The following is a 24,676-nucleotide window of genomic DNA, read 5'->3' on the forward strand; positions in this document are numbered from 1 at the left end:
GATGATTCGGTGGCCAATCATTCAAAGCTCATTCCAGCGAGTTGATCAATGACACTCATCATCGAGGATGGCACCAGCAAGCCTGACGCCGAAAGCTACGCAAGCGCCGCGGACCTGGTCATTTACGCCGGTAAGTTTGGTGTGACCATTCCCGCGGATGTACCGGCACAGGAAGCGCTGTTGCGCCGGGCCGCCTTGGCGATGGATGGCATGACTTGGAAGGGCGCAAGACCAGCAGTGATCAGGCACTGGCCTGGCCGCGTCGGGGCGTTGAGCTGGATTGCGAGATCAAGCCTGACAACTACCTACCGGCGCGCATCCAGTACGGCCAGATGGCCTTGGCCGCCGAGATCCACACCGACGACATCGATCCCGTGGAGAAACGCAAAGGTGCGGTCACGCTGGAGCGTGTCGAAGGTGCAGTAACGCGTGAGTACACAACGATCCCGAACACCAGCGGCCGACTGCTGCCGGCCGCGCCGGATCGGCCGAGCGCTACCCAGTTTGCTGACTACTTGCAGCGGCGCGGACTATTCGCCGTGCGCGCGTAGTGATAGCTTCTCGCCTCCATTACTGCAAGGAGCTTGGCGTATGAGTGATCGTGATAAGTCTACTGAAAAGGCGGAAGAAGAGCGTGCTGCATGGGATCAATATGCCTCCGCATATGTTGCTGGAACTATAGCTGGGAAAAGCTATCAAGGGCCCGCAGATGATTTTGCTTCAAGTGCAGCAGGATTCGCTAATGCGATGCTACGGCAACGACGAGCGACGTTTGACTAGTAATTAAGTCCAGCCACCGCGCTAGGCTTCTAACATCTGGAGCCACCATGGCCTACTACGACGAAATGGCCGTGATGGCTCTGGAGATGATCACAGAGTTCGGCCAGCCCGTGACCATCCGTGCAACCACGGTCGGAGAGTACGACCCGGACACGGGAACGGTACCGCCAGAAGCAGTAGCCGATCAAACCGCCCAAGGCATCCTGCTCGAGTTCACGGGTCAAGAATTCCAGAACAACAGCCTGATCAAGCGAGGCGACAAGAAGCTGAAGATCGCCGCGCAAGGGCTTGAATGGGTGCCGGACCTGCTGAACAAAGTCATCGTCCAAGGTCGCACCTGGTCAATCGTTCCTCCGCTGAAAGAGATCAACCCAGCCGGCACGCCGATTCTGTACGAATTGCAGGTGCGGTCGTGAGTCGCGCCGGCTCCGGTCAATCCGGCAGTTTTGCGTTGAGTCTTGCCGAGTTCGCGACCCAAGCCACGGAAGCCATCGACGCTAGCCTTCGCGAGATCATTATCGAGGTCGGCAGCAGCGTCATCCGTATGTCTCCGGTGGGCAATCCCGAGATCTGGGCGCAGAACACAGTGGCGACCCAGTACAACAAGGCCGTGGACGATCACAACAGCGATCTACGCAGTGATCCCGCCAACCTGACGAAGGCGGGCCGACTCAAGCCTGGGCGCAAACTGAACGATGGGATGGATATCATCGCGCCCGAAGGCTACGTCGGTGGGCGGTTCCGGGCGAACTGGCATCTCTCAATCGATGTCGTCGAAAACGTTACGTTTGATGAGGTTGATCCGAGCGGGCAAGAAACCATCGTCGCGCTGGTTTCGGCTGTCAGCGATTTCACAGCCGGCCAGACCGCGTACCTGATCAATAACCTCCCGTATGCGATTCCCTTGGAATTTGGGCATTCGACCCAAGCACCAAGCGGGATGGTCCGCATCACAGTTGCACTCTTCCAGCAGATCGTCGATGAAGCCATCAGGAATAATCAGGTATGAGCCACAAGATCATCCGGTCCTTGCTTGAGGGGCGATTGAAGACGTGGGCGGCAGCGCGTAGTCCCGTATTGCGCATTGCTTATCAAAACGTCGACTTCGCTCCAGCGGCCAACGAGACTTACCTTCGAGCATTCTTGCTACCAGCGGGCACGAACAGCAACGACCTTGCTGGAGCTCATCGGCTGTACACGGGGTTGTTTCAGATCACGATCGTGACACCCTCGGGCGGTGGAACTGGGGCAGCAGAGGGGCTGGCCGACGAACTGGCCGCGCTTTATCCGCTCAATGATCAGCTCGTCAAGACGGGCTTCGCTGTACAGGTGGCGACTCCTGTAAATCCAGGACCTGAGCAGCAAGAAAACACGGCCTTCGCGTTGCCGGTCTCATTCCAGTACCGAGCCGACACCACAACCTAATCCGCCCATTGGGCAAACCCAGAACCCGCCGTTAAGCGGGTTTTGTCATTTCTGCACAGAGGAAAACCCCATGGGCTACAAGCTCCCCAATGGTGCGACGTTTGAACACGCCGCCACCTACGCTGCCGCTCTGCCTTTCTCGGCCATCTCCAACGCCTCCGAAGCCATCTGCACCGTTGTTGGTGCCACGCTGGTCGTCGGTGACATCCTGCTCGTCACCTCTGGCTGGACCGCGCTAAACAACAAAGTTGTCCGCGTCAAGGCTGCGACCGCGACCGCGATCACCCTGGAAGCGATCGACACCACCAGCACCACGATCTACCCGGTCGGTTCGGGCGTAGGCAGCTTGAGAAAGTGCTCACCTGGGTACAGATCCCGCAGATCACCGATGTGGCGTTCTCCGGCGGCGATCAGAACTATGCGGACATCGTCTTTCTTGAGGATCAGCAAGGCCGTCAGCTTCCGACAGACAAAGCCGCCGCCAGCCTGGTCCTGACCGTTGCCGACGACCCGACTCTGCCCTATGTACCCATCGTGAGCGCTGCTGACATCGGCCAGACCTGCCAAGCCGCGCGCCTAAACCTGCCAGGTACCGACAAGCTGTATTACGGCGCCTATACCTCGTTCTCGCTGCAGCCGGCGGTTGCTCGAAGCAACATCCTGACCCGCACCGTCTCCCTGGCTCTGCAAGCCTCCCCAACTCGATACCTGACGTAAGGAATCTTCATGGCAAAGTTTTCCATTGCGCCAAAACCGACGTTCACCGTCGAGGTGGCCATCCCTCAGGTGGGCGGAGCCCCAGAAATGGTGCCGTTCACGTTCAAGTACCGAGATCGCACAGCGTTGGCTGAACTGTTCGATGCCTGGAAGGCAAAAGCTGAAGCCATCGGCGAACGGTTCAAAGGCAAAGAGCCGACGCTGACGGAAGTTACCGAGGCAGAAGTTCAACAAGGGGTGGACCAGATCAAAGATCTGGTTGTTGCATGGGAGTTCGACGATGAGGTTAACGACGAATCGATCACTGCCCTCGTGAAGAGCTGCGTCGGTGTTTCTGATGCCGTCGTGAAGGCCTACAGCGAAGCCTACGGGAAAGCCCGCCTGGGAAACTGACCGACGTCGCGCGTGCGCTGTACGAGCCGACCGCTGACGCCGGGGTCCTTTCAGTGTTTGGCCTTACTTCGAAGGATGTCGATGACTCCTTCGAGGTATGGCCTGACAACTGGAAGTCGTTCCTTGTCATGGATTCGATGGGAACTCAGTGGCGTACAGGTGCGTGCGGCGCGACCGGACTCGATTACGGGGTCCTCCCGAACGTAATGCGGCTCATCGGCATACCCGCGAAGGATCGCCCGGGCGTGTTTCAGGACATTCGTGTCATGGAGTCGGAAGCCATCGCGGTAATGGCCGACGCCAACGACAACAGCCCGTAATCACGGGCACTTATTCAGGGTGAGTCGATGAACATTGCAGAGCTCGGGCTAAAGGTCGACTCGTCCGAAGCGGCCCAGGCTGCGACCGATCTCGACAAGATGGCGAAGTCCGGCGAACGCGCAGAACAATCCGCCGTCGGCCTGATGAAAGAAATGGAGGCGCTGGAGAAGTCACTGTCGAAAGGCGCGACCACCACTCAGGAACTGGCAAAGCAACGCGAAAGCCTGTCGAAGCTCACCGAGACTGGCGCTTATGGTGAAGCCGAGTTTTCCAAGGTCACTGCGCAACTCGACAAACAGCAAGCGGCGCTGGCCAAGTCGACTCTGGACGAACAGAAAGCCCTGAACAGTCTGCTTGGCGCAATTGATCCGGCCAAAGCTGCGATATCGAAGCTGGATACCCAGGTGGAGCAGTTGGGGAAACACCTCGATGCAGGCCGTATCAATCAGGATCAGTACAACTCTGCGCTGAGCAAGATCGACAAGGATTACGCCAAGCTCGAAAAAACTGCCACCGGGTTCGACAAGCTTCGTCTCGGCACTCGTCAGGCACAAGAGAACGTTGTTCAGCTCGGTAACGCCCTGTCATCCGGTGACTGGGGAAGCGGGGTGCGAGCAGTGGCTCAGTTGGGCGCCGGCGCCGGGGCCTCTGCTTCCAGTCTGCTGGCCATCCTTGGTCCTATCGCCCTGGTCACCGCCGCCATCGGTGGGTTGACCTTTGCCTATTACAAGGGCAGTGAAGAGCAGGACGCGTACAACAAGTCATTGGTGGTGACTGGTAATGCTGCTGGCGTGAGCGCTGGGCAGCTAGGAGAAATGGCACGTCAAGTTAGCGCCACTGTAGGCACAACAGGCCAAGCCGCTGAAGTGCTCGCACTGCTGGCTGGAAACGGCAAGATTGCCGGCGAGAGCTTTGCTGATATCACCCAGGCCGCCGTTTCCATGCAGGAAGCGACCGGTAAGGCCGTTAGTGAAACGGTCGCTGAGTTTTCGAAGCTTGCCGATGACCCGGTCAAAGCTTCGGCTGCGCTGAATGAGCAGTACCACTACCTGACTGCGTCGGTTTACTCGCAGATCGCTGCGTTGGAAGAACAGGGGAACCATGCCGGCGCCGTAAAGCTCGCGACAGAGCAATACGCTGACGCCATCAACGAGCGCACTCCGCGAATCCTTGAAAATCTGAGCTTCTGGGAAAAGGCCTACAACCAAGTCGCCAAAGCCGCGGACAACCTGAAAAATATTGGCCGTAGCGATATTGGCGCCGATATTGAGCAGGCTCAGCGTGATCTTTCACGGGCTCAGGCGGGCGACGTTGGTCTGTTCCAAAACAAGCAGGAGATGATCGAGTTCTACAGCAATCGCCTCAACATGCTTGAGGATCAGAAGGCTGCTGAAGCTGATATCGCAAAGTACCAAGGCGACCAGGATAAGGCCCAGCTTGCATCCCAGCAAGCAATGGTCAAGATCGATGCGCTCACTAAGTCGTCCTGGACGAATGAGCAAAAGCGCGCGGATGCACTGAAGGAATATCGCCATCAGCTCGACGATATCCGGAAAACCGATCCAAATGACAAGCGCCTTGATCAAACGGTTGTCGACAAGAACATCTCGAACATCAATGACAAGTTCAAGGACCCGAAAGGGGCTGCGGGCAGCGTTGATCTGACCAGTTTCAATGACGCCAAAAATGCGTTGGCCGAAACTCTTGCCTACTACAAAAATGCGGACAAGGAACTAGAAGCTTCTCAGCGTGCCGGGGTGATCTCGCAGACCAGTTACACCGAACAGCGGGTCAGCCTGCTGAAGCAACAAGCCGGAGAGGTTGCTCAGGGGTACCAGTCGGAAATCGACGCACTTGAGGATGCCAAGACCAAAAAGGGCGCCACTGCAGCGCAGATCATTCAGATCGATCAGAAGATCGCGGACGCCCGCAGCTCCATGGTCAAGGCGCAGCAGGAAAGCGATAGCGAACTGTCGATCATCGCGACCAACGAAGAAGGCCGGCTTCGCAAGCAAACACTGGCGGTCAACACCTACACCAGCGCTTTACAGCAGCAAGTCGAGACGCTTCGACAGCAAGGGTTGCGCGCAGCCGCCGGACTCGGCCAGGGTGATCGGCAGCGTGCGCTGACCGACCAACAAAACAGCATCGACGACAAGGCCAACGCCCAGCGGATCGATCTGGCCAACCAGTACGGTGACGGCTCGCGCGGCATGAGCCTCGACGAGTACAACGCCAAGCTGAAAGCCGTCGCGCAGAGCCAGCAGGAACTGCGCAACGTGGTGATCACCAACTATGACGACATGACGTCGGCGCAAGGCAGCTGGACGACTGGGGCATCGGCGGCTTGGGAGAACTACCTGGAGTCGTCTCGCGACGTGGCGGGGCAGACGAAAAGCATGTTCACGGACGCGTTCAGCTCCATGGAAGACGCCATCATCAACTTCGCGATCACCGGCAAGGCTTCGTTTGGTGACTTTGCCAAATCGATCCTCGCGGACATGGCGAAGATCGCTCTGCGTCAGGCCAGCTCGTCGGCGCTGAGCGGGTTGTTCGGGTTGGCAGCCAATGCGGCCAGTTCCTACTTCGGCGGCGCGCCTTCCGGTGCTACGCAGTCAGGCTACTCGTCGACCTACTTCCCGCAAGCCAAGGGCGGCGCGTGGGCGGGCGGCGTGCAGATGTTTGCCAATGGCGGGACGTTCTCCGACAGCGTGGTCAGCAAGCCGACAGCGTTTGGTATGGCCAACGGCAAAACCGGCGTGATGGGTGAAGCGGGGCCGGAAGCAATCGTGCCGCTCGCCCGCGACTCTCAAGGTCGTCTCGGCATCCGCGGTGGCGGCGGTGCAAGCACGCCCGTCACCATGCACTTCTACGTGGATGCTTCCGACGGCGAGCCAGTAATTCCTGACCCGGCGAAATTCGCCGAAGCCATGAAGGTCGTCGCTCAGCAGGAAATCGCCAGGCAGCGCCGTAACGGCGGGCAACTCACCTAAGGAGGCATCATGCTCACTTTCACATGGCGAGCGACATATAACGCCTCCCGAGTGATCGCCCCGACGGTCAAAGTCATCAAGTTCGGCGATGGGTACGAGCAGCGGCAGGGAACCGGTATCAACCGACAGCCACGCAAATACTCGCTGGTGTTCAAGCGGATCGACACCGAGATTGACGCCATTGACGCCTTCCTGATCGCCAGAGGCGCAATCGAAGCCTTCAACTACACGCACCCCGGTCACCCGATCGGGGTTTTTGTTTGTCGTGAGTGGACGCGCACCGACATTGCCCGTCGCGTTGACAGTATTTCTGCGACCTTCGAGGAGGTGTTCGAATGACGGCTCTTCAAGGCCAGCTTTCACTGGCGACAGGCATGTCTATCTGGGAAGGCTTCGAACTGGTCCTGCCTGATCAAACCCTTCGATTCCATTCTGGAGTCAACGAAGCGATGGGGTCGGTAGCCTGGCAGGGCGTCTTTTATACGCCGTGGCCGATCAATGCTTCTGAGTTTGCGACGCCGGGCCAGGGTTCGCCCGCGCGGCCGAAGCTTCAGGTTGGTAACTTCGGCGGCACGGTATCTGCGCTGTGCAGGCAGTACGCGGATTTGCTTGGGACGAAGATCAAGCGCCATCGCACGCTGATCAAGTACCTGGACTCTGGAAACTTCCTTGGCGGGAACCCGACGGCAAACGCTGCCGAGGAATACCCCGTCGAAACATGGATCATCACGCGCAAGGCGAACGAAACCCCTACTGCCATTGAGTTCGATCTCGGTTCTCCGCTGGATCTTCAGGGCATTAAGTTGCCGCGCCGGCAGGTGATCGCCGGCACATGCCTGTGGGCATACCGGTCTGGTGAGTGTGGGTATGCGGGCGGTCCTGTGGCGGACTACCTGAACGCGCCAACCAGCGACCCGACGAAGGATCAATGCAGCCGCAGCATTAGGGGTTGCAAGCTGCGCTTTGGTGAATTCGCAGAACTCCCCTTTGGAGGGTTCCCGGGCATCGCCAATGTACCGAGGCTTTAATCATGAGCGAACTGTTCAACAAGTGCCGGGCTGATGCTGAAGCACACGCCTTAGCTGAATACCCTCGCGAGTCTGTGGGGTTGGTCGTCAGCGTCCGAGGCAAGCCGCAGTACGTGCCGTGCCGAAACCAGTCGGACGAGACAGATCACTTCATCCTGCACCCCGAAGACTACGCGGCCGCCGAGGACATGGGCGACATCGTCGTGATCGTCCACTCTCATCCGGACGTCGGCCCCGAGCCAAGTCTGCACGATCTGGCCAGCCATGCCGTGAGTCGAACCACCTGGTGGATCGTTGGCTTGGTCAACGGTGTCGCAACGTGGCATGAGATGCCCGCGACCGGCGAGATGCCGCTGGAAGGCCGGGTCTTCGTCCATGGCGTGATCGACTGCTACACCCTGGTCCGTGACTACTACCGACAAGTGCTCTGCATCACGCTGATGGACTTCCATCGCAAAGACGACTGGTGGCACAACGGCGAGAACCTCTACGTCGACAACTTCACCAAGGCCGGATTCGTGCAAGTCGATACACCAGAGCAGGGCGACCTTATCGTCATGGCGATTGGCAGTCCGACACCATGTCATGGCGCGATCTGGTTGGACGGTGATGTGTTACTGCATCACCTCTACGGGCGCCTGAGCTGCAAAGAGGTCTACGGCCGCTCGTACCGAGAGTGCACAACCCACATCCTGCGCTACACACGGTAGGCCTGTCTTTTTTCGCGCCTCCCCTGTTAGAGTCGCCAAAACACATGGAGGCTCAACATGCGTACAGCCCTCACCATCCTCGCCGCGGTTGCACTGGCCGGATGCGCAACCACCCCGACACCAATCAACGTTGCTGAGCAAGTGCCTGCCGACGCCATCTACGGATTCCAGAGCAAGCCGGTAGCAGACTCCGGGAAGATCACCATCGTCCGTGATAGCGGCATGACAGGGTCTGGGTGTGACCTGACCATCTACATTGACGGGAAGCGCGCAGCCAAGATGGCATCAGGCCAGAAGGTGAGCCTATACGTTGAGTCAGGTAGCCGAAACCTCGGAGTGGGCCCTGAGTTCTCAGCCCTTTGCGGCAGCGCCGCCATTAGGACAACACCTACTGAAATTCGGCCGGGACAAGATTATTTATTCAGGCTCAGTGGCGACATGCAGGGCTTCTACTTAGCACCACACATAGATTACGGCGGCAAATAGCCGAACCGAACAACCAACCGCCTCCGGGCGGTTTTTTATTGCCCGGAGAAAAGTATGAGTGCCTCCCACCAAAAGGCTATGACCAGAATTTTGCTCTCTGGCAGCCTGGCTAAAGCTTTGGGCGCGAGCACTTTCGCCACCTTGAAAGTGGAACGACCCAAGAGGCATTCAGCGCCCTCAAGCACACTATCGAAGGGTTTGAGGACTTCGTTTTATCTACTGCTCGCCGCGGCACCAGGTTCGCCATCTTCCGCAATCGGGAGAACGTCGGCGCTGATCATTTCGCCCTGAGCGGAACTCGCGAGATTCGCGTCGTCCCTGTCATTAGCGGCAGTAAGAACGGTGGTCTCCTTCAAACAGTTTTTGGGGCAGCACTCATTGTCGTCGGCGTCGTAGTCACGGCGGCATCTGGCGGTGCCGGCTCTCCAGTTGGCGCCGCATTGATCGGTGTCGGTATCGGCATGGTTGCCGGCGGGGTTCTGCAGATGTTGTCGCCGGTACCAACCACGAAATCAGGCAGCCAGCAAGAACAAGCCAGCACCGAGAACAAGCCGAGCTACCTGTTCAACGGTGCATTCAACTCGACCCAACAAGGCCTTCCGGTCCCCGTCGTCTACGGCCAGATGCTGGTGGGTTCGAGTGTTGTCGGCGTAGGTACGTGGGCAGAGGCGATTCCGACATGAGCGAACTCATCGTAGGCCGCAAGGGCGGCGGAAAGAGCGGTGGCGGAGGTGGTGGGAGTACCGTCCGCGCTGCGGTTGAGGCACCCGACAGTCTTCGCTCGCGCCAACATGTGCGGGTTCTGCACGCAATCAGCGAAGGGGAGATCAACGGCATACCGTTTGGGTTGATGGGCATCTATTTCGACGATGTGCCGCTTCAGAACCCTGACGAAAGCTACAACTTCTCCAATGTCAGCATTGATTTTCGTTACGGCACCCAGGGTCAGCCGTATATGCCGATGACCGGGCTCGAAGCCGAGCAAACCGTCGGCATCGAACTAAAGTACGGCATTGCCACCGAGCGAGCCGTCACCGATGTAGATGTGGACGCGGTCCGCGTCACCATTAGCACGCCACAGCTATCTACGCAAAACACCCAGAACGGCGATACGAACGGCGCCCGGGCTGAGTTCCGCATTGAGGGGCGCGTGGGGAGTGGTGCTTGGTTTGCGCTGTGCGCAGACCTTGCCATCGACGGCAAGACCATGAGCCGCACGCAGTTTTCGTATTACCTGCGACTCCCGGCTTCTGGTGGGTTTCCTCGTTACGTTCGGGTTACCCGGCTGACCGCTGATTCCACCAGCGCCTCACTCCAAAACCGCACGTTCTTTGACAGCATGACGCTGCTGTGGGACGAAAAGCTTCGCTATCCCAACACCGCGATGGTCGGCATCTCGATCGATGCACAGCAGTTCTCCAGCATCCCGCGCATGGCGTTCATGGTCCAGGGCATCAAGATCCTGGTCCCGACGAACTACAACACTGTCACCCGGACCTATTCGGGGTCGTGGGACGGCACCTTCAAAAGGGAGTGGAGCAACAATCCGGCGTGGGTCTGGTACGACATGCTGACCAACACCCGCTACGGGCTTGGGGGCTTGCTCGACTCGACCCTGATCGACAAATTCGCGCTGTACAGCATCGCCCAATACTGTGACGTGATGGTCCCGAATGGCTACGGAACCGGCGGCGTTGAGCCTCGGTTTTCCTGCAATATGGCCCTGACCACCCAGCAGGACGCATGGAAGCTGGTCAACGACATGGTGTCGGTGTTCCGGGCGATCTGCTTCTGGGCTGGCGGTACTTCACGGCGGTGCAGGATGCACCCCGTTCCAGTCGGTATTTGTTCAACAACTCGAATGTCGTTGGCGGAGAGTTCAGCTATCAATCTGTCGCCTCAGACCAGCGCTACAACGTCGCGGCGGTCACTTGGAACAACCCATTCCAGCAATACAAGCAGACCGTAGAGCTCGTTGAGCGACCTGAGCTGATTGTGGATTGGGGGCGTATCCAGCAAAGCGACGTGGTTGCCGTGGGTTGCATCGTCGCGCGGCCAGGCTCGTCGCCTGGGTCGTTGGCTGTTGTATGCCGAAAGCGAGGCGGTGACGTTTGCCGTCGGTGCTGACGGGGCAATCCCAATGCCTGGCGACATCGTCGCTATTGCGGACGCGAATCGCGCCGGCGCTCGCAATGGTGGGCGGCTGCTGGCTGGGACCACGGCTTCCAATCTGCTTCTTGATGCCCCGCTTGGTCAGGGAGCTGATGGCGTAATTAGCATCATCATGCCCGACGGCACCTATGTCAGTCGCTTCGTCGCTGTTTTGACGGGTTCGACATCTATTCCACTTTCACCTGCCTTGCCAGTGGCGCCACTGGCGTCAGCGCCATGGGCGTTCTCCAGCGCTACGCTGGACACGCAGAAATTCAGGATTGTCGGCGTTACCGAGGGTGGAGATGGTACCTACGTCATCAGCGCTGTTGCATATGATCTCGACAAGTTTGACCAGGTCGACTTCGGAATCCCAGACGTAGACGCTCCAACCAGCATCATCAATCTCGGATCGCCCGATGCGGTTGGGCAGCTGACATTCCTTGAGTCGCTGTATGACACCGGGACAGGTCTGGCCGCGGCCAGGCTGTCGGTGAGCTGGTCGCAGCCAGCAAGGGCGATGCGCTACCAGGTTGAGGCTTTGAAGCCCGGAGGAAACTGGGAATACGTCAACGAGGTGTCGACGCCGAGCATTGATTTTGAGGCTGCGTCGGCTGGGCAGTGGACTGTGCGCGTAACGCCAAAGTCGGTACTGGGTTATGCAGGACCGGCATCCACACAGACCTACACGGTCATCGGTCTCACAGCTCCACCATCGGCACTGCTCGGGCTCCGGCTCGACGTTATCAACAGCGTGGCAACTCTGTCATGGGACCCAGTCCCTGATCTGGATGTGAAGCTGGGCGGTAACATCACCATCCGCCACTCAAGGAATACCTCGGCTACTTGGGAGTCTGCACTTCCACTGACCGAGGCAAGCGGTCGATCAACCTCGGCCGTTGTCTCGCTGCTGCCTGGGAAGTACATGGCTCGGGCCGTCGACTCATCGAACATCGGCGGGCAATAACCGAGGTTTGGTCGGATGCACAAGTGCCTCTGCCGGCCAACGTTTTCCTGACGCTCGCTGAGTCGCCAATCTTTCCCGGGGTCGCAGTCAATGCGGCCGTGGATGGCGGAATACTCAGGATGTCTGGCACATCGCTGTTTGATGATATTGCCGATGTCGACGGGGTAATTAGTGAAATGGATAAGTTGGGCGGTTCCACGCTCTCCATGTCCTACCGCTTCGCAGCGCCTGTAGATCTTGGGTTTGTGTACGACAGCCGGCTCACGGCCAATGTGGATGCCGATCTTTATGACGATGGGACCTATATCGATCCGGTAGCGGACTTCGACGCACTGGTAAGCATCGACGGCGATCCGCCGAATGGTGCGGAGCTTTCTCGTGGGTGCGGACGTCCGATGTCTCCCCGGCGGCTTGGTCGGCATGGAAGCCATTCGTTGTCGGCGATTACCGCGCTCGTCAGTTCGATTTTGAACTGCGCGGATCGGTTCAGCAGGTATCGCACTGGATCGACGTGTCGACGCTTCAGGTCGTGATCGATATGCTCGATCGTATCGTTGAGGGCAACGATATTCCGGTGCCTGTCGGTGGTTTGGTAATCACATATTCCCCGCCATTCAACGCCAATCCCGCCGTCAGCCTGACGGCGCAGGGGCTTTCGCCTGGCGATTACTTCGACGTCTCTGCCAAGACCGCCACCGGCTTTAAGGTCTTCATTCGCAACTCCAGTGGGGTCGCTCAATCCGGGCGCTCGATTGACTACATCTCAAAGGGATACTGACCCATGTCGCAGCACGATATGAACATCGCAAACGCGGCGGGCCTGCCGTTCCGAACCGATTTGAACGCCGCTCTGGTGGCGCTTGCATCACAAAGCAGCGGGGCTTCGGCCCCGTCTCCCTCATTTCCGTGCCAGTTTTGGGGGGACATCGGTACGGGCCGACTGAGGCAGCGGGACTCGACCAACACTGCTTGGATTGACCGAGGGCCACTCGACTCGGTCACCCAAGCCACGGTCAATGTCGGCGAAACACGAAACGGTAAGATGGCGGTGGCCGCGGCGAGCGCCACCGCCACCTATACCGCTGACGAGATCATCGTAAAGTCAGCCCTTGGCGGCTTGGCTTTTCAGCTTTCGAATTTTAGCCAGGGAACCAACCTGGCTGCCGCGAATGGCGCTGGCGCCATGGACACCGGTGCGGCGCCCGCAAGTGGCTGGGTGGCCATTTACGCGATCTACAACCCGGTGACTAATGCAAAGGCATTGCTCGGGGTCGCCTCACCGAACACGGTCATGCCCGCGGTCTACGGCGGTGCATTCATGCCGTCAGGCTACACGGCGTCGGCACTACTTACCGTAGTTCCCACCAACGCAAGCAGCCAGTTCAAGGTGTGCAGTGTTTTCGGGAGAGACGTTTACATCCAACTCACAGCCGCGTTTGTTGGATCACCGGTCAATGCCAATACGGCGCTTACCGGAATCGTTCCGGCAAATGCCGTCAAGATCATATCGGGCGAAATGATTGTGCAGAGCACTTTAGCCTCGACAATGTCGCTGACGGTGGTATCCCAACTTGGCACTTTGCTCGGGCAGCAGAACCTTTCAACGGCCATCGGCGCCGGCGCTGCAACGTCAATTAACTTTGGCGGTGTACCATTAACTGTCCCGCAAAACGTTGGGATTATTGGGTCCAGCACTGCTGGTGTTCCCACCTATTCCGTATACGTCTCTGGGTACTCGATATGACATTTGTTCAATACAGCGGTGCGTCAGAAGAATCCATTATCGCGGTTTTTGCTGGTCCACAAGATCCAGAAGTATGGCCGAATCTTGGAGTAGTCGAGGACGATGACCCTCGTTACTTAGGGTTCTTGCACCCGCCGCGCAATATCCTTGCCGATCAAAGTGAGGAGCTTCAGAAGTTGACGCAACTTGCAACGGCTCAAAAGTTGGCGATTACCAACCGAATTAGTGTTCTAAACGACGCGCTTGAGTTGGAGATAGCGACCCCAGAGGAAGAAGCGGAATTGCCTGTGCGTACAGCGCAGTTAAAAAGTGGAAAACCTATGCCGTGTTGCTTGATCGTGTAACCGGTCAACCGGTCTGGCCGCTAGAGGTCGAATGGCCAGTTCAACCAACCGAAGGGATGGACCTCACGGTCTCGGTCACGACTCCCGATACGATCTCAGTAAGCCAAATGAGCCCGCCAAGTGCGGGCTTTTTTACGCCTGGAGAAAAGTGATGACCGCAACGGAGAAAGATCGCGACATCCTCGCGCGTACGCTGTGGGGTGAAGCCCGTGGTGAAAGCCTGGCCGGCCAGATTGCCGTGGCCTGGACCATTCGCAACCGCGTTAACGACGGAAAGGCGAAGTCGTGGTGGGGGAGGGCTACGCGGGTGTTTGTCAGAAGCCGTACCAGTTCAGTTGCTGGAACAGGAGCGATCCGAACTTTGCCTACCTGTCCGGCGCAAAGCCGATCCCTTTCCGCGAACTGGCCCAAGCACGGATCGCCGCTGACCAGGTGATCGACGGCAAGGTGCCGGATCCCACCGGCGGCGCCACGCACTACTACGCGTCCGCCATGAAGAAGGCGCCTGCCTGGGCAGTTAAGGCCAAGCAGACTGGGGTTATCGGTGGTCACGTCTTTTTCAAGGATGTGCCATGACAGCCTTTCGCAGACTCGTCCCGCGCACTGGCGACGACCGAAGAGGGCAGCCTCTGGTTCGAGTGCCCGGGTTGCGAGATGGTGCACCGGATAATGCACGGCCCCGGCGCCGGACCCCGGTGGGGCTGGAACGGCAATCTGGATAGCCCAACGTTCACGCCTTCGGTATTGGTGCGTTACGCGTGGTCTGACGGGGATCGGGTGTGCCATTCGTTCGTTACCGACGGCCGCATTCGGTTTCTTGGCGACTGCACGCACTCACTGGCCGGGCAGACCGTGGATCTGCCTGCTTGGGAGGACGAGCAATGCCAGTAAAGATTCCGTGGAAGTTGATCGGCGTGCTGGCGCTGGCTCTGGTCGCCGCCGGGAGCGCCTGGCGGTTTCAGGATTGGCGCTATGGCAAGCAACTCGCCGAGCAGGCTGGGCTGCACAAGGACGATCTCGCCGCAATCAGCAACGCGGCTGCCACCCAAGTGCGAGCCGATCAAGACAAGCGCCTAGCGCTCGAGCAGCGGCTGGCGGCCAGCGATCAAACCCACCACAAGGAACTGACAGATGCTCAAACTAAACAGGTGCGCCTGCGCGATCGCCTTGCCACTTCTGATTTGCGGTTGTCAGTCCTCCTCGACGCCACGGATCCAGACAGTGGCTGTTCAATGCCAGCCGGTACCGAAGCCGTCGGCGTGGTTCATGGAGGAACGCGCGTCCGACTTGACCCTGCGCATGCTCAACGAATTGTCGCCATCACCGACGCCGGCGATCAGGGACTGATTGCGCTGAAGGCTTGCCAGGCATACGTCAGAGAGATTTCCGCTCCCGCTTTTCCATGAGCAACCTCTGGTTTTCTCTAAACAGGTGATCTCGCTGGTCGGCTATCAGCTGGAGGCTGTAAGCCTTACTGGATAGTTCAGAATGCTCTCCTTTAAGGCGGTTCAACTCAGCTCGTAGCTGATCCCGATCCTGGGACACGTCGGCATGCATCTGCACCAGGCCGAAGATGTCTTCGCGGGCTTTGCGCAATTGCATGCTCAGTTCCTGCACCTCGTTCTCGGTTAGGCGCAGGAAGGAACGGCAGGTCTCAAGTTCAGTCGGGCAGCCAAGCCAGTCGCTGGTGTCTTCGATTTCGAGGGGGGCCACGGTCATGCCTTTTAGATACTGTTTGGATATACAGTAATCGAGGCGGGGCGATTGGGCGAGGGTATGACGACGAGCAGTAGGTTTGTGTTTTCGGCAGAACGCCGGAGGTGGGAGTTCTTCGGGGAAGATCTTCCCCAAAATGCAACCGTTTGGACCAATGTTTATTGGGTTCTAAAGAGTCGCAAAAGGTGCTGCTTTTTGTGGCTTGTTTGTAGCTTAAGGCCTTGATAATAAAGGCCTTGTTTGATTTCTATACGGCATCCCAGGCTTTGATGCTGTAAATCACTTAACGAACAAAAACGAAAATCTCCAGCCAAGTTTTTAGTGAACATCAAGGCTCGTCGGCCTGGCGTCGACTCGCCTAGCATTTAGCGGCGCTTAATCAGATCACCACTTAGACACTCATCACCACCATCCATGCACAGGTAGCTGGCGGTAAATGTTTTGCCGTTGTGTGTAAAAAACACGTGAGGCTACGAAGACCCTCCGTAATGATAGACATACGAATAGCTGTTGCAGATAAAGACATATTCCTGCGACAGGACTAAGGCATGGTCAGGAGTGCATTCCTCAACGCTTTCATAGGGCGATTCCCAAATAATCTTGTACCCCTGCCTCCAGAGTTCTCCCGGAGATTCAGCCGCTGCGAGATACGACACTGAAAATAAGGTTATGCCTAACAGTACTCTTCGAAGTCCCATAATTTCTTCTTCCGTGTTCTCTACACAGACATGACATCGGCAATTTTGGAGTCTAGGTCCTCCAATTCCTGGCCGATAGTTATCACTCCGGCGTCATCAGCACCGCGAGCGTCATTTTGATGAACTCTTCGTTCTTGCTGATTGTGTCCAAAGCGCCACGAACGTTGCCAGCGACCTCCGCTGATCCGCGTTGTTCGACCCAGAGCGTAAGCTCCATGATGGCAGCCTCAAGCGCGAGCTGGTTTTCGTTGATCTTGAAGAGCAGGGAAGGGAGCAGGTCTGAATTTGGCATCGTGAATCCTCCGTGAAGAGGTCAGCGTAGCAGTCAAAAAGCTTCTCGGTGGGGCTCGGGGGGATCGGTTGGAAGAACGCCAGGGAGGGGAACCACTGTAGGAATATACAACGCTAAGTTGTTGATTCTTATAGGGTGATGTCACGGTTTTGCACCTACTTTAAAACATCTGTTTTTCTTTATAGATCATATGCTTGCATGGGTTTCGGGGTCACCTTGACATGGTGATGCTCTGCCAGGCAAATGGCCGCTTTGTACGACACTTTTCGCTCCGATGTGGCCACTCACAGGTGGTCTGAACCGGCCCAAAGGCGTCCCCTTGCATGAGGGGTTAGGCCTCTGTGATTCACGTCACGGTTCGTACCAGCCCATGACAGTGCGGCTCTTGGCATCGAATTGCACGTACCCACCGTCCGAGTCGCCGTACTCCCAAGTCGTGAAGGCGAGATTCGCATTTACCTTTGTAGGGCTACCAAGCAACCGTTCCACGTCTGCCTCTGATAGCCCCTTTTGAGCCTTCGCCAGTTAGCTTTGTCTGGTGGAATGGAGGGAGCAGCATTTCGCTGGCGCAGTTGATCCTCAAGTGTGGCTACGCGACGCTCCAGGGTGCGAACGGTATCCTCAAGCTTATCCACTCGAGATTCGGCGCTCGACTGCGCAAAGACCTGTCCGCTGGAGGCGAAGAGCAAGACGGAAAGTGCAAACAGATAACGATGTGCAATCACATAGGTCTCCTTGTGTAATTTCTGCGAAATCGGGTCCCGGTTTGGCATCGCGGATTCTCGTTTTTGAGGTCAGCGTAGCACCACTTTGGATGGGAAGTTTAGGTCGGCAGAACGCCGGAGAAAGATGCGCAAAACCTCCTCTGGAGGCAGCGTGTTTCCGTTTGCATAAGCACAAAAAAACGGATGTTTTGTTACGCCTATAACTGGCTATTATCCTTATAAAACAAATGCTTGGTCGCTACAGTTCCCAGCATGGGGTGCTAGGGGTCGAGTGTTCGAATCACTCCGTCCCGACCATATAATTCAAAGGGGTTGCGAGATTTTATCTCGCGACCCCTTTTTATTTTTAGGCGTTTTTACCCCTACAGACCGACTGGCTCTCGGTGGAATCCTCACCTCTTTCGGAAGAGATGGGCGAAAGCTTTCTCGGTTCCGGATCGCATATCCATCGGCACGGTGACCGCCAGATGGCGTCGATGTGGATCACGGAGCAAGTCTCGCAGCTACCTCCACAAAGGAAGCTGCTTTTCGGTCACTTGCTATCGGTGTGTTCTTTCACTACGCAGTTCAACGCTCAGCACGCTGGAAATAACGCCAGAACAGTAGTGCATAGACGATGTCACCCGATGCCGCTAGTGGCAATGGCCAAGGGATGCTGCCCGCCAGCCAGTGACCATAAACCACCACAACAAACAGTACTTTCAGGATTATCCCGAGCAGGATATAGGGACGATACTGCAGCGGATCGCGAGCGATCATCCAATAGGCCCAACCGAATATGATAACCAGGCACGTGGTGAGTTGAATGAAGAGGGTTGAGGTAGGGGTAATTTGCAGCCCCAACAGTGCAGCTACGGGGCGCAGAGCTACGAGTAATGGAAGACCCGCAAGTACGTTGAAACAAGCGGCAGAAATAAAAAGCTTGCGGGTATAACTGTCGGTCATGGGATTGTTCCTGAGAGGAGGTGATGCCTCGCATCACACAGAGACATCTTGTAATTTTTGGCCCCAGCCAAGCAACTTGAGTAATGCCGGATAACTATTCGGAAATAGCCGCTTATCCAGAACAAGGTGCTCGACTTGTTCCCTGTGATAATGCGTTTGGTTCCGTTGCGGAGCCCCTTGATGATGTCGCCGGCACAATCTGCCGCTGGCGTCAGTAGCATTTTTTCTGCCAGAGCGGTGAACCTTTCTTCTGTTTTACCGGCGGCTTTACAACGTCGTCCGGCCTTTTCAATATTGGTTCGAATTCCTCCGGGGTGCACACACACAGCGCGTACACCGCTACCATCGAGTTCAGACCATAATGCTTCGGTCAGACCACGTACGGCGAACTTCGACATGTTGTAAGCGCTTTGCATCGGGAAACCCACCAGGCCAAATACGCTGGAAATGTTGACGATGCAGCCTTCTCGCTGGGCCTGCATCATCGGCAGGAACGCTTTGGTACCGTACAGCACGCCCCACATGTTGATACCGAGTTGCCACTCGTACTCATCGATGGAGGTGTTGGCAACTGTCCCGATGACTGCGGCACCTGCGTTATTGATGACGAAGTGCGCCGTGCCAAAATCTCGTTTCACCTCGTCGGCATGAGCCTGGAAGGCATCCCAGGACGATACGTCCAGGATGTAACCTTTCGCTTTGCTGGCGTCAGGCAATAGCTTCATGGTTTTGTCGAGACCCACCTGGTTGATGTCCGACAGGGCGACATGTGCGCCAGCTTCCACTAGTTGGATAGCCAACTCCCGACCAATGCCGGATCCTGCACCGGTGATGACGACTACTTTGTTTTGGAACATGTTTTTTATCCTTCTTGTTTTGATTGGTTTCGCCACTACAAATTTTTCTGACAAGTACTATCTGCTGAGAATGTGGATCGCGACTGCTGCCTCCTCAATACCCTGCAAGCCGCCGCCGTTCTCCTGGATTGCATGGCGTGCGCCATGTACCTGGCGTGCGCCAGCCTCCCCGCGCAGTTGCGTCACCAGTTCGTAGAGCTGGCCAATCCCGGTAGCACCGAGCGGATGACCTTCGATTCCAGGCCGCCTGAGGTATTGACCGGGATGCGTCCGCCCAGGGTGAATTCGCCACGTTCAGCCGCAGGACCGCCCTGACCGAACGGGACCAGGCCCAGGTTTTCGACCTGAATGATTTCACCCATCGCCGAGGCGTCATGGACTTCGGCGACATGCATGTCTTGCGGCCCCAGGCCCTGCCAGGTCATAGGCCAGGTTAGCGGCCAGGTGACCGACGTTCAGTTCCGGCTGATCGAGCCGGCGATGGCTGAAGCTACGGATGACACTGGCCGCTACCTTGATGCAGCGGCTCCTGTCGGCACCGATGCGTGTGAGTCCTTCCTCGGTGCACAGGATGGCGGCTGCTGCACCGTCCGACAGCGGCGCGCACATTGGCAGGGTGAGCGGGTAGGTGATCGGAGGGGCGGCAAGGATTTCGTCGATACCGAAGGCTTTGCGAAATTGCGAGTAGGGGTTATGGACCGAGTGAGTGTGGTTTTTTGCCGACACCGCTGCGATCTGCCGCTGCGTGGTGCCGTAGGTTTTCATATGGTGGCGGCACAATGCGGCATAGATGGCCATGAACTTACTGTAAGGCTTGTCCGATTCCGACCCGGCGGGCGGCACCACGCCTTCGCCCATTTTCACCAGCGTCTGATAATTCTCTTCGGCGCAAGATACGTCCCAACCAGCCTCGAACAGCGAGAGGGCCTTGAGTTTATCCGGGATGTTCATCTTTTCCGCACCCAACGCCAGCGCGATACTGGCCGTACCGGCCTTGAGACTTTGCACGGCCAGATTGAAGGCTGAGCTACTCCGAAGCGCAGGCATTCTCGACGTTATAGATAGGAATGCCTTGAATACCGATCTTGCTGAACACGACCTGACCGGGGATCGAGAGCTGGCCTTGCAACGGGCCATTGGTCATGCCGGCATAAAATGCGATATCGAGATCGGCGGCGCTACAGTGGGCGTCCTTCAAAGCGCCCTGGAAAGCCTCGCGTGCCAAGTCGTCGAGGCTGCGTTCGTTGTGGCGACCGAAGACGGTCATGGCGATGCCGGCGATATAGATATTGCTCATTGAAAATTCCTTATGTTCAGTTGGTCGGTGTCCAGTTCGCACCCCTCCGGTTGTGTCAGATCTTGCGAGCTGCGTTTTCCCAATACGGCTGACGCAGTTCTTTTTTCAGCACCTTGCCCACCGGACTGCGTGGCAGACTGGTAGTGAAGTCGACAGACTTCGGTGCCATCACGCTGCCCAGCCTGGCTTTGCACAGCTCGATAAGCTCCTGCTCTGTGGTTTCCTGGCCTGGTTGAGCTCGACCACGGCCTTGACGGCCTCGCCCCATTTCTCATCGGGCACGCCAATCACGGCGCAGTCCTGAACGGCCGGATGTCCCCACAGCACTTGCTCGACTTGACTGGGATAGACGTTGAAACCACCGGTAATGATCATGTCCTTTTTGCGATCGGTGAGGTGCAGATAGCCTTCGGCATCGATATGGCCGATGTCGCCGGTATGCAGCCAACCGTCGACGATGGTCTCGGCGGTCTTCTCCGGTTGCTTGTAGTAACCCTTCATGATCAGGTCGCCGCGCACGCATATTTCACCGGTTTCACCGCGCGACAGGATCTGGTTGGTGTCGCTCATCACTTCGACGCGGACCAGCGGGTTGGGGCGGCCGACCGAGGACAGACGTTCGTCGTCGGCGAATTGCTCGCCCACCAGATGTTCGTCGGGACGAAAGTTGGCGATACTGGCCGGTGCTTCGGTCTGGCCATAGCCGCCGGTCATGACCGGACCGAAAATCTCGATAGCTTTCTTTAGCTTGTCTACCGACATCGGAGCAGCGCCGTACATCAGGTACTTCACCGAGGAGAAGTCCAGCTTCTCGATACCGGGAGTTTCCAACAGCCTGTAGATCACCGTTGGCGGCAGAAAGAGCTCGCTGACCTTGTGCTGCGCAATGGCGTTCAACATCAATGCCGGATCAGGTTTGGTAATAACCACTACAGTGCCACCTTGCGCCGTGCAGGGTACGGCCAACAGGCCGGCAGTGTGGGTCATCGGTGCAGCGGCCATATTCACCAGCTTTTCACCACTGCGATAAGCACAGGTCAGCATGAAGTGGGCGATGAACGTCTGCAGGCTGCGGTGGGTGTTCATCACTCCTTTTGGCGTGCCCGTAGTGCCACCAGTGGGTGAGACCGCCACCACATCGTCCATGTCATGGGCGACTTCGGGACGGCTCGCCGGCTGGCCGGCACTCCATAGCTCCAACGAAGGTGCATCGACAGCGTCGGCATCGATACAGATCCAGTGCTTGATCTTCGGCAGCTTGGGCCGTAGCTCGGTGATGATTTGCGCGAAATCGTTTTGGTAGAACATCACCTCGCAATCGAATGCGTCGAGGATGTAGTGATTCTCTTCGCTTGAGTTGCGCGCGTTGACTGGAATCCAGGTCATGTTGGCGCGCCATAGACCCAGTGTGCAGGCCCAGGCGGTGACGTCGTTACCTGACCAGACGGCACCCTTGGTTTCTTTCGGCAAGCCCAGTGCGAGCAACTTGTTGGCGATGCGACACGAGAGCTCGCCGATTTCGTTGAAGGTGTAAGAGCGCTCGCCTTGATGTAGGCGACCCCGGCAGGGTTGATGCCCCAGCCGCGATCGTAAAAGTCGATGATGGCCATAAGTGGTTCCTGTGCCGGTAATCAGAGTTTGGTAACGGTGGCACGGGCCAGGCCGCGCTCTTCCAGGAAGCCGAGCAGATAGCGGTGTCCAAAAGCCTTGGAGCCGGAAGCGAAGCCGACCTTGTTGGTGTCGCCGTCGAGCAGCTTGATCGCCGCCGCGGCCTGTAGGGCACCGGTGGAAATATAGGGTGTGACGCCATGCACGGTAGCGCGCACGGCGGCCAGGTGACCGCGGCCGATAGCGATGTCGACGCTGCGTTGCAAGGTGGTGCGTTCGCGGGGCGGCATGCTCGGCGTGGTGGCCTCTACCAGGCTCCTCACCACCGCGTCCTGCTGCTCCTTGGACAAGTGCTTGTATTCCGCTTCCCACTTCTGGCTCAGGCCATGCACCATCGGCATCACATTGTTGTCGTAGAAACCGACCGCGGAGGTGCAGGCGCGCACGCGCGGATCATGCTCGAAGTAAATCGGCAGCGAGGTTCCCCCCAAGGCAGGGAGAAAACCGGCTCCATGAAGTTGGGGTCGACAATGTTGAACGAAGCGGTGGCGGGGTGCTGCACCAGCTTGTTTTCCCACAGGTAGAACTGCTCCTCGTGGAACAATTCGAAAATCGAGGCCGCCGAGCCCAGGCTGACCCCGGCGACATCACGCGGGCCGCGGCACAGGGCGGCGGTTTCCAGCACGTCGATGCCGGGGGTTTCCAGCGCCAGTTCGGCGGCGATCTCGGAGAAGCTGAACATGTAGGACAGCGATGGCGAAACCAGTAAGCCAGCCTGACGATAGAGTTCACCAAATTGCTCGCGAACCTGACGAACATAGCTTTGCTCGCCGGTGGTATCTATGTGGTGGCAGCCGGCCTTGAGCGCGGCCTCGACGGTGGTCAGACCGAAGTTGACGAAGGGGCCAACGGTGTTGCAGACCACCTTGGCCCCCTTGAAGGCGGCGCTCAGCGACTCGACGTTGTGCTCGGCCTCAATGATTTCATAGGTCGCGGACTCCAGCCGTACCACCCGTTGCGCCATCATTTCCTGCGCGCGCTTGGCATTGCGCGCCACGGCGGTGAACGGGATGTTCTGGTCGATCAGCCAATCCATGGTCAGCATGCCGGTGTAGCCACTGGCGCCATAAACAACTACGGGATACTTAGCCATTTCTATTGTCTCCAAAGTTTATTGTTAGTCGGGTTTGGGATCAGTACCGGGGCCAGCCGTCTTCGTAGAGCTCCTGGACAAGGAAGCCAAGGCGGGTGGTGAGCATCATGTTTTCGCCATCCTCGATCAGCGCGGCGCGGGCATCGCGGAACAACTTCTCCATGGGGTACTCGCGGGTCAGGCCATTGCCGCCGAACAGCTGCATGGCATCGCTGACCACGCGCATGGCCTCTTCGGTCACGGTGACCTTGCTGGAAGCCGTGGCACAGGGGTGCCCCTGCGGGGACAGGCGCGCATAGGCCAGGGAGCGGCGGGCGACAGCCCGGCAAAGCTCGACACGACGCATCATGTCGCCGATGCGGTAGCGGGTAAGCTGGTGGTTGATCAGCAGTTGGCCACCCTGCTTGCGCTCATGACAGTAGGCCAGGGCCAGCTCGAACGCGGAACGTGCCACGCCAGTGAACCATTGCGCCATGTGGGTGCCAGCGAACGACCAGGTCGAAACGACGTTGCCGTAGTACTCGTCCTGCAGGGCCACGGCGAAGCGCTTGGGAATCCGCACGTTGTCGAAATACACCTCGCCCTGCGGCAGGGCGCGCTGACCGATCTTCTCCAGCGGCTTGCCCTTGCTGACACCGGGCAAGTCCAGGGGCACGATTACGGAGATGCCATAAGGCAAGCCATTGGCATCGTAGAAGCCGTTGCCATAGTCGGCGGTCATGTAGGCCAGAGCTACCTGGGCCACCGCGCCGTTGGACACCCAGGCCGAGCACTGGCCGTTAATGACGATCTCGTGCTCGCCGACCTTGGCGAAGAGATTGCCCTTGTTGCCCAACTGCCCCGGGACCCAGTCGCGCTGCAAGTCGAAGGCGCTGACGTCAGTGCCCTTGTCCGGATGGGTAATCATCCAGCAGCCGATTTTTCCGGCACTTAGATCGATCAGCTCCTGGTTCCCTACGGCTTTGGCCATCTCGTTCGGGAAGGTGCTGACGCCCAGGGAAACCGCCAGGCCGGCATCGCCCCAGCCCATTTCCTCGCCGATCATAGACTCGACGCGTACGGCCGTTTCCGGCGGCAGTTCGGCCAGCAGATCGGAACTCAGGCCCAACTTGGCGGCTTCGCTGAACATGCTGTAGTACGGCGAGCCGGGGGCGACCACCTGCTCTGCGGTCATCTTGTCGAGTTCCTGGCCGAGGGGGCGCATGAAATCCTTGGCAAAGCGATGCACGCTGTCCTGGATGCCGCGCTCGACCTCGTTCAGGGGCGTTTCAAAGCCGGTTATTGAAATGTCAGGCAGGTTGATCCGGTTACTTAGTTTCATGATGG

General features: G+C 57.9%; 24 protein-coding genes and 7 pseudogenes. 23 read left to right on the forward strand and 8 right to left on the reverse strand.

Annotation, left to right across the window (positions count from 1 at the left end; genetic code table 11):
• Positions 1-48 precede the first annotated feature (48 nt).
• The 23 genes and pseudogenes from AB4N76_RS24830 (at position 49) to AB4N76_RS24940 (ending at position 15,465) form a co-directional block, all read left to right on the forward strand.
• Positions 49-551, forward strand: a pseudogene (locus tag AB4N76_RS24830) (DnaT-like ssDNA-binding protein).
• A 40-nt stretch (positions 552-591) separates the two neighbouring features.
• Positions 592-780, forward strand: coding sequence for a hypothetical protein (locus AB4N76_RS24835; protein WP_460163667.1), 189 nt, complete (start codon positions 592-594; stop codon positions 778-780).
• A gap of 47 nt (positions 781-827) precedes the next feature.
• Positions 828-1,196 carry a hypothetical protein gene (locus AB4N76_RS24840; protein ID WP_460163668.1) on the forward strand — a complete coding sequence of 123 codons (369 nt, stop codon included), beginning with the start codon at positions 828-830 and terminating at the stop codon, positions 1,194-1,196.
• Positions 1,193-1,789 carry a hypothetical protein gene (locus AB4N76_RS24845; RefSeq protein ID WP_460163669.1) on the forward strand — a complete coding sequence of 199 codons (597 nt, stop codon included), beginning with the start codon at positions 1,193-1,195 and terminating at the stop codon, positions 1,787-1,789. Before AB4N76_RS24840 ends, AB4N76_RS24845 begins: the two co-directional genes overlap by 4 nt.
• Complete coding sequence (locus tag AB4N76_RS24850; protein WP_109785791.1) at positions 1,786-2,205, forward strand: phage tail terminator-like protein; 420 nt, start codon at positions 1,786-1,788, stop codon at positions 2,203-2,205. Before AB4N76_RS24845 ends, AB4N76_RS24850 begins: the two co-directional genes overlap by 4 nt.
• Positions 2,206-2,275: 70 nt before the next feature.
• Positions 2,276-2,922, forward strand: a pseudogene (locus AB4N76_RS24855) (phage tail protein).
• A gap of 9 nt (positions 2,923-2,931) precedes the next feature.
• Positions 2,932-3,315, forward strand: coding sequence for a phage tail assembly chaperone (locus tag AB4N76_RS24860; RefSeq protein WP_109785789.1), 384 nt, complete (start codon positions 2,932-2,934; stop codon positions 3,313-3,315).
• Positions 3,316-3,368: 53 nt separating this feature from the next.
• Positions 3,369-3,635 carry a DUF1799 domain-containing protein gene (locus AB4N76_RS24865; RefSeq protein ID WP_256594764.1) on the forward strand — a complete coding sequence of 89 codons (267 nt, stop codon included), beginning with the start codon at positions 3,369-3,371 and terminating at the stop codon, positions 3,633-3,635.
• A 27-nt stretch (positions 3,636-3,662) separates the two neighbouring features.
• Positions 3,663-6,629 carry a phage tail tape measure protein gene (locus AB4N76_RS24870; RefSeq protein ID WP_460163670.1) on the forward strand — a complete coding sequence of 989 codons (2,967 nt, stop codon included), beginning with the start codon at positions 3,663-3,665 and terminating at the stop codon, positions 6,627-6,629.
• 9 nt (positions 6,630-6,638) lie between these two features.
• Entirely contained in the window at positions 6,639-6,968 is a 330-nt protein-coding gene (locus AB4N76_RS24875) for a phage tail protein (RefSeq protein ID WP_460163671.1), read from the forward strand.
• A complete protein-coding gene (locus tag AB4N76_RS24880; RefSeq protein WP_460163672.1) occupies positions 6,965-7,657 on the forward strand; it encodes a phage minor tail protein L in 693 nt (230 codons plus the stop codon). The genes AB4N76_RS24875 and AB4N76_RS24880 overlap by 4 nt, the downstream gene beginning before the upstream one ends.
• A 74-nt stretch (positions 7,658-7,731) precedes the next feature.
• Positions 7,732-8,367: a C40 family peptidase gene (locus AB4N76_RS24885; RefSeq protein ID WP_460163673.1), complete on the forward strand. Its 636-nt coding sequence runs from the start codon at positions 7,732-7,734 to the stop codon at positions 8,365-8,367.
• A gap of 57 nt (positions 8,368-8,424) precedes the next feature.
• On the forward strand, positions 8,425-8,853 hold the full coding sequence (locus tag AB4N76_RS24890) for a hypothetical protein (RefSeq protein WP_460163674.1): 429 nt from the start codon (positions 8,425-8,427) through the stop codon (positions 8,851-8,853).
• Between the two features lie 440 nt (positions 8,854-9,293).
• Positions 9,294-9,536: a tail assembly protein gene (locus AB4N76_RS24895; RefSeq protein WP_460163675.1), complete on the forward strand. Its 243-nt coding sequence runs from the start codon at positions 9,294-9,296 to the stop codon at positions 9,534-9,536.
• Complete coding sequence (gene gpJ / locus AB4N76_RS24900; RefSeq protein WP_460163676.1) at positions 9,533-10,822, forward strand: TipJ family phage tail tip protein; 1,290 nt, start codon at positions 9,533-9,535, stop codon at positions 10,820-10,822. Before AB4N76_RS24895 ends, gpJ begins: the two co-directional genes overlap by 4 nt.
• Before the next feature lie 114 nt (positions 10,823-10,936).
• The gene (locus AB4N76_RS24905) at positions 10,937-11,971 is read left to right on the forward strand and encodes a hypothetical protein (protein WP_460163677.1); all 1,035 of its coding nucleotides are present in this window, start codon (positions 10,937-10,939) and stop codon (positions 11,969-11,971) included.
• 23 nt (positions 11,972-11,994) lie between these two features.
• Positions 11,995-12,504, forward strand: coding sequence for a hypothetical protein (locus tag AB4N76_RS24910; protein WP_460163678.1), 510 nt, complete (start codon positions 11,995-11,997; stop codon positions 12,502-12,504).
• Positions 12,483-12,749 carry a hypothetical protein gene (locus AB4N76_RS24915; RefSeq protein WP_460163679.1) on the forward strand — a complete coding sequence of 89 codons (267 nt, stop codon included), beginning with the start codon at positions 12,483-12,485 and terminating at the stop codon, positions 12,747-12,749. The genes AB4N76_RS24910 and AB4N76_RS24915 overlap by 22 nt, the downstream gene beginning before the upstream one ends.
• Before the next feature lie 3 nt (positions 12,750-12,752).
• Positions 12,753-13,715, forward strand: coding sequence for a hypothetical protein (locus tag AB4N76_RS24920; RefSeq protein ID WP_460163680.1), 963 nt, complete (start codon positions 12,753-12,755; stop codon positions 13,713-13,715).
• Positions 13,712-14,059 carry a hypothetical protein gene (locus tag AB4N76_RS24925; protein ID WP_460163681.1) on the forward strand — a complete coding sequence of 116 codons (348 nt, stop codon included), beginning with the start codon at positions 13,712-13,714 and terminating at the stop codon, positions 14,057-14,059. Before AB4N76_RS24920 ends, AB4N76_RS24925 begins: the two co-directional genes overlap by 4 nt.
• A 151-nt stretch (positions 14,060-14,210) precedes the next feature.
• Positions 14,211-14,635, forward strand: a pseudogene (locus tag AB4N76_RS24930) (cell wall hydrolase).
• Positions 14,632-14,950 (forward strand): annotated as a pseudogene (locus tag AB4N76_RS24935) (DUF6527 family protein). The pseudogenes AB4N76_RS24930 and AB4N76_RS24935 overlap by 4 nt, the downstream one beginning before the upstream one ends.
• The gene (locus AB4N76_RS24940) at positions 14,941-15,465 is read left to right on the forward strand and encodes a lysis system i-spanin subunit Rz (RefSeq protein WP_460163682.1); all 525 of its coding nucleotides are present in this window, start codon (positions 14,941-14,943) and stop codon (positions 15,463-15,465) included. The pseudogene AB4N76_RS24935 and the gene AB4N76_RS24940 overlap by 10 nt, the downstream one beginning before the upstream one ends.
• Here AB4N76_RS24940 and AB4N76_RS24945 read toward each other — a convergent pair.
• From AB4N76_RS24945 to AB4N76_RS24980, 8 genes and pseudogenes are all read right to left on the reverse strand, one after another.
• Positions 15,434-15,778 (reverse strand): hypothetical protein, encoded by a 345-nt coding sequence (locus tag AB4N76_RS24945; protein ID WP_460163683.1) that lies wholly within the window; start codon positions 15,776-15,778, stop codon positions 15,434-15,436. The two genes, AB4N76_RS24940 and AB4N76_RS24945, sit on opposite strands and share 32 nt — an antisense overlap.
• A gap of 777 nt (positions 15,779-16,555) precedes the next feature.
• Positions 16,556-16,765, reverse strand: a complete 210-nt coding sequence (locus AB4N76_RS24950) for a hypothetical protein (protein WP_460163684.1) — start codon at positions 16,763-16,765, stop codon at positions 16,556-16,558.
• Between the two features lie 1,292 nt (positions 16,766-18,057).
• On the reverse strand, positions 18,058-18,435 hold the full coding sequence (locus tag AB4N76_RS24955; protein WP_460163685.1) for a hypothetical protein: 378 nt from the start codon (positions 18,433-18,435) through the stop codon (positions 18,058-18,060).
• Positions 18,432-19,292 carry an SDR family NAD(P)-dependent oxidoreductase gene (locus AB4N76_RS24960; protein WP_460163686.1) on the reverse strand — a complete coding sequence of 287 codons (861 nt, stop codon included), beginning with the start codon at positions 19,290-19,292 and terminating at the stop codon, positions 18,432-18,434. Before AB4N76_RS24960 ends, AB4N76_RS24955 begins: the two co-directional genes overlap by 4 nt.
• Positions 19,293-19,349: 57 nt before the next feature.
• Positions 19,350-20,589: pseudogene (locus tag AB4N76_RS24965) on the reverse strand (thiolase family protein).
• A gap of 172 nt (positions 20,590-20,761) precedes the next feature.
• Positions 20,762-22,224 (reverse strand): annotated as a pseudogene (locus AB4N76_RS24970) (AMP-binding protein); the annotation flags it as partial.
• Positions 22,221-23,350 (reverse strand): annotated as a pseudogene (locus AB4N76_RS24975) (saccharopine dehydrogenase family protein). The pseudogenes AB4N76_RS24970 and AB4N76_RS24975, both read right to left, overlap by 4 nt.
• Positions 23,351-23,390: 40 nt before the next feature.
• Positions 23,391-24,671: an acyl-CoA dehydrogenase family protein gene (locus tag AB4N76_RS24980; protein WP_139348062.1), complete on the reverse strand. Its 1,281-nt coding sequence runs from the start codon at positions 24,669-24,671 to the stop codon at positions 23,391-23,393.
• Between the last annotated feature and the right edge of the window lie 5 nt (positions 24,672-24,676).

This window comes from Pseudomonas sp. S2_F03, from assembly GCF_054668335.1.

Bases quoted from the DNA above. Each gene is read 5' to 3' on its own strand.
- AB4N76_RS24875 (WP_460163671.1), top strand. From the start codon at position 6,639: ATGCTCACTTTCACATGGCGAGCGACATATAACGCCTCCCGAGTGATC.
- AB4N76_RS24920 (WP_460163680.1), top strand. From the start codon at position 12,753: ATGTCGCAGCACGATATGAACATCGCAAACGCGGCGGGCCTGCCGTTC.
- AB4N76_RS24945 (WP_460163683.1), bottom strand. From the start codon at position 15,778: ATGACCGTGGCCCCCCTCGAAATCGAAGACACCAGCGACTGGCTTGGC.
- AB4N76_RS24870 (WP_460163670.1), top strand. From the start codon at position 3,663: ATGAACATTGCAGAGCTCGGGCTAAAGGTCGACTCGTCCGAAGCGGCC.
- AB4N76_RS24860 (WP_109785789.1), top strand. From the start codon at position 2,932: ATGGCAAAGTTTTCCATTGCGCCAAAACCGACGTTCACCGTCGAGGTG.
- AB4N76_RS24835 (WP_460163667.1), top strand. From the start codon at position 592: ATGAGTGATCGTGATAAGTCTACTGAAAAGGCGGAAGAAGAGCGTGCT.
- AB4N76_RS24955 (WP_460163685.1), bottom strand. From the start codon at position 18,435: ATGACCGACAGTTATACCCGCAAGCTTTTTATTTCTGCCGCTTGTTTC.
- AB4N76_RS24940 (WP_460163682.1), top strand. From the start codon at position 14,941: ATGCCAGTAAAGATTCCGTGGAAGTTGATCGGCGTGCTGGCGCTGGCT.
- AB4N76_RS24840 (WP_460163668.1), top strand. From the start codon at position 828: ATGGCCTACTACGACGAAATGGCCGTGATGGCTCTGGAGATGATCACA.
- AB4N76_RS24850 (WP_109785791.1), top strand. From the start codon at position 1,786: ATGAGCCACAAGATCATCCGGTCCTTGCTTGAGGGGCGATTGAAGACG.
- AB4N76_RS24880 (WP_460163672.1), top strand. From the start codon at position 6,965: ATGACGGCTCTTCAAGGCCAGCTTTCACTGGCGACAGGCATGTCTATC.
- gpJ (WP_460163676.1), top strand. From the start codon at position 9,533: ATGAGCGAACTCATCGTAGGCCGCAAGGGCGGCGGAAAGAGCGGTGGC.
- AB4N76_RS24925 (WP_460163681.1), top strand. From the start codon at position 13,712: ATGACATTTGTTCAATACAGCGGTGCGTCAGAAGAATCCATTATCGCG.
- AB4N76_RS24980 (WP_139348062.1), bottom strand. From the start codon at position 24,671: ATGAAACTAAGTAACCGGATCAACCTGCCTGACATTTCAATAACCGGC.
- AB4N76_RS24950 (WP_460163684.1), bottom strand. From the start codon at position 16,765: ATGCCAAATTCAGACCTGCTCCCTTCCCTGCTCTTCAAGATCAACGAA.
- AB4N76_RS24890 (WP_460163674.1), top strand. From the start codon at position 8,425: ATGCGTACAGCCCTCACCATCCTCGCCGCGGTTGCACTGGCCGGATGC.
- AB4N76_RS24960 (WP_460163686.1), bottom strand. From the start codon at position 19,292: ATGTTCCAAAACAAAGTAGTCGTCATCACCGGTGCAGGATCCGGCATT.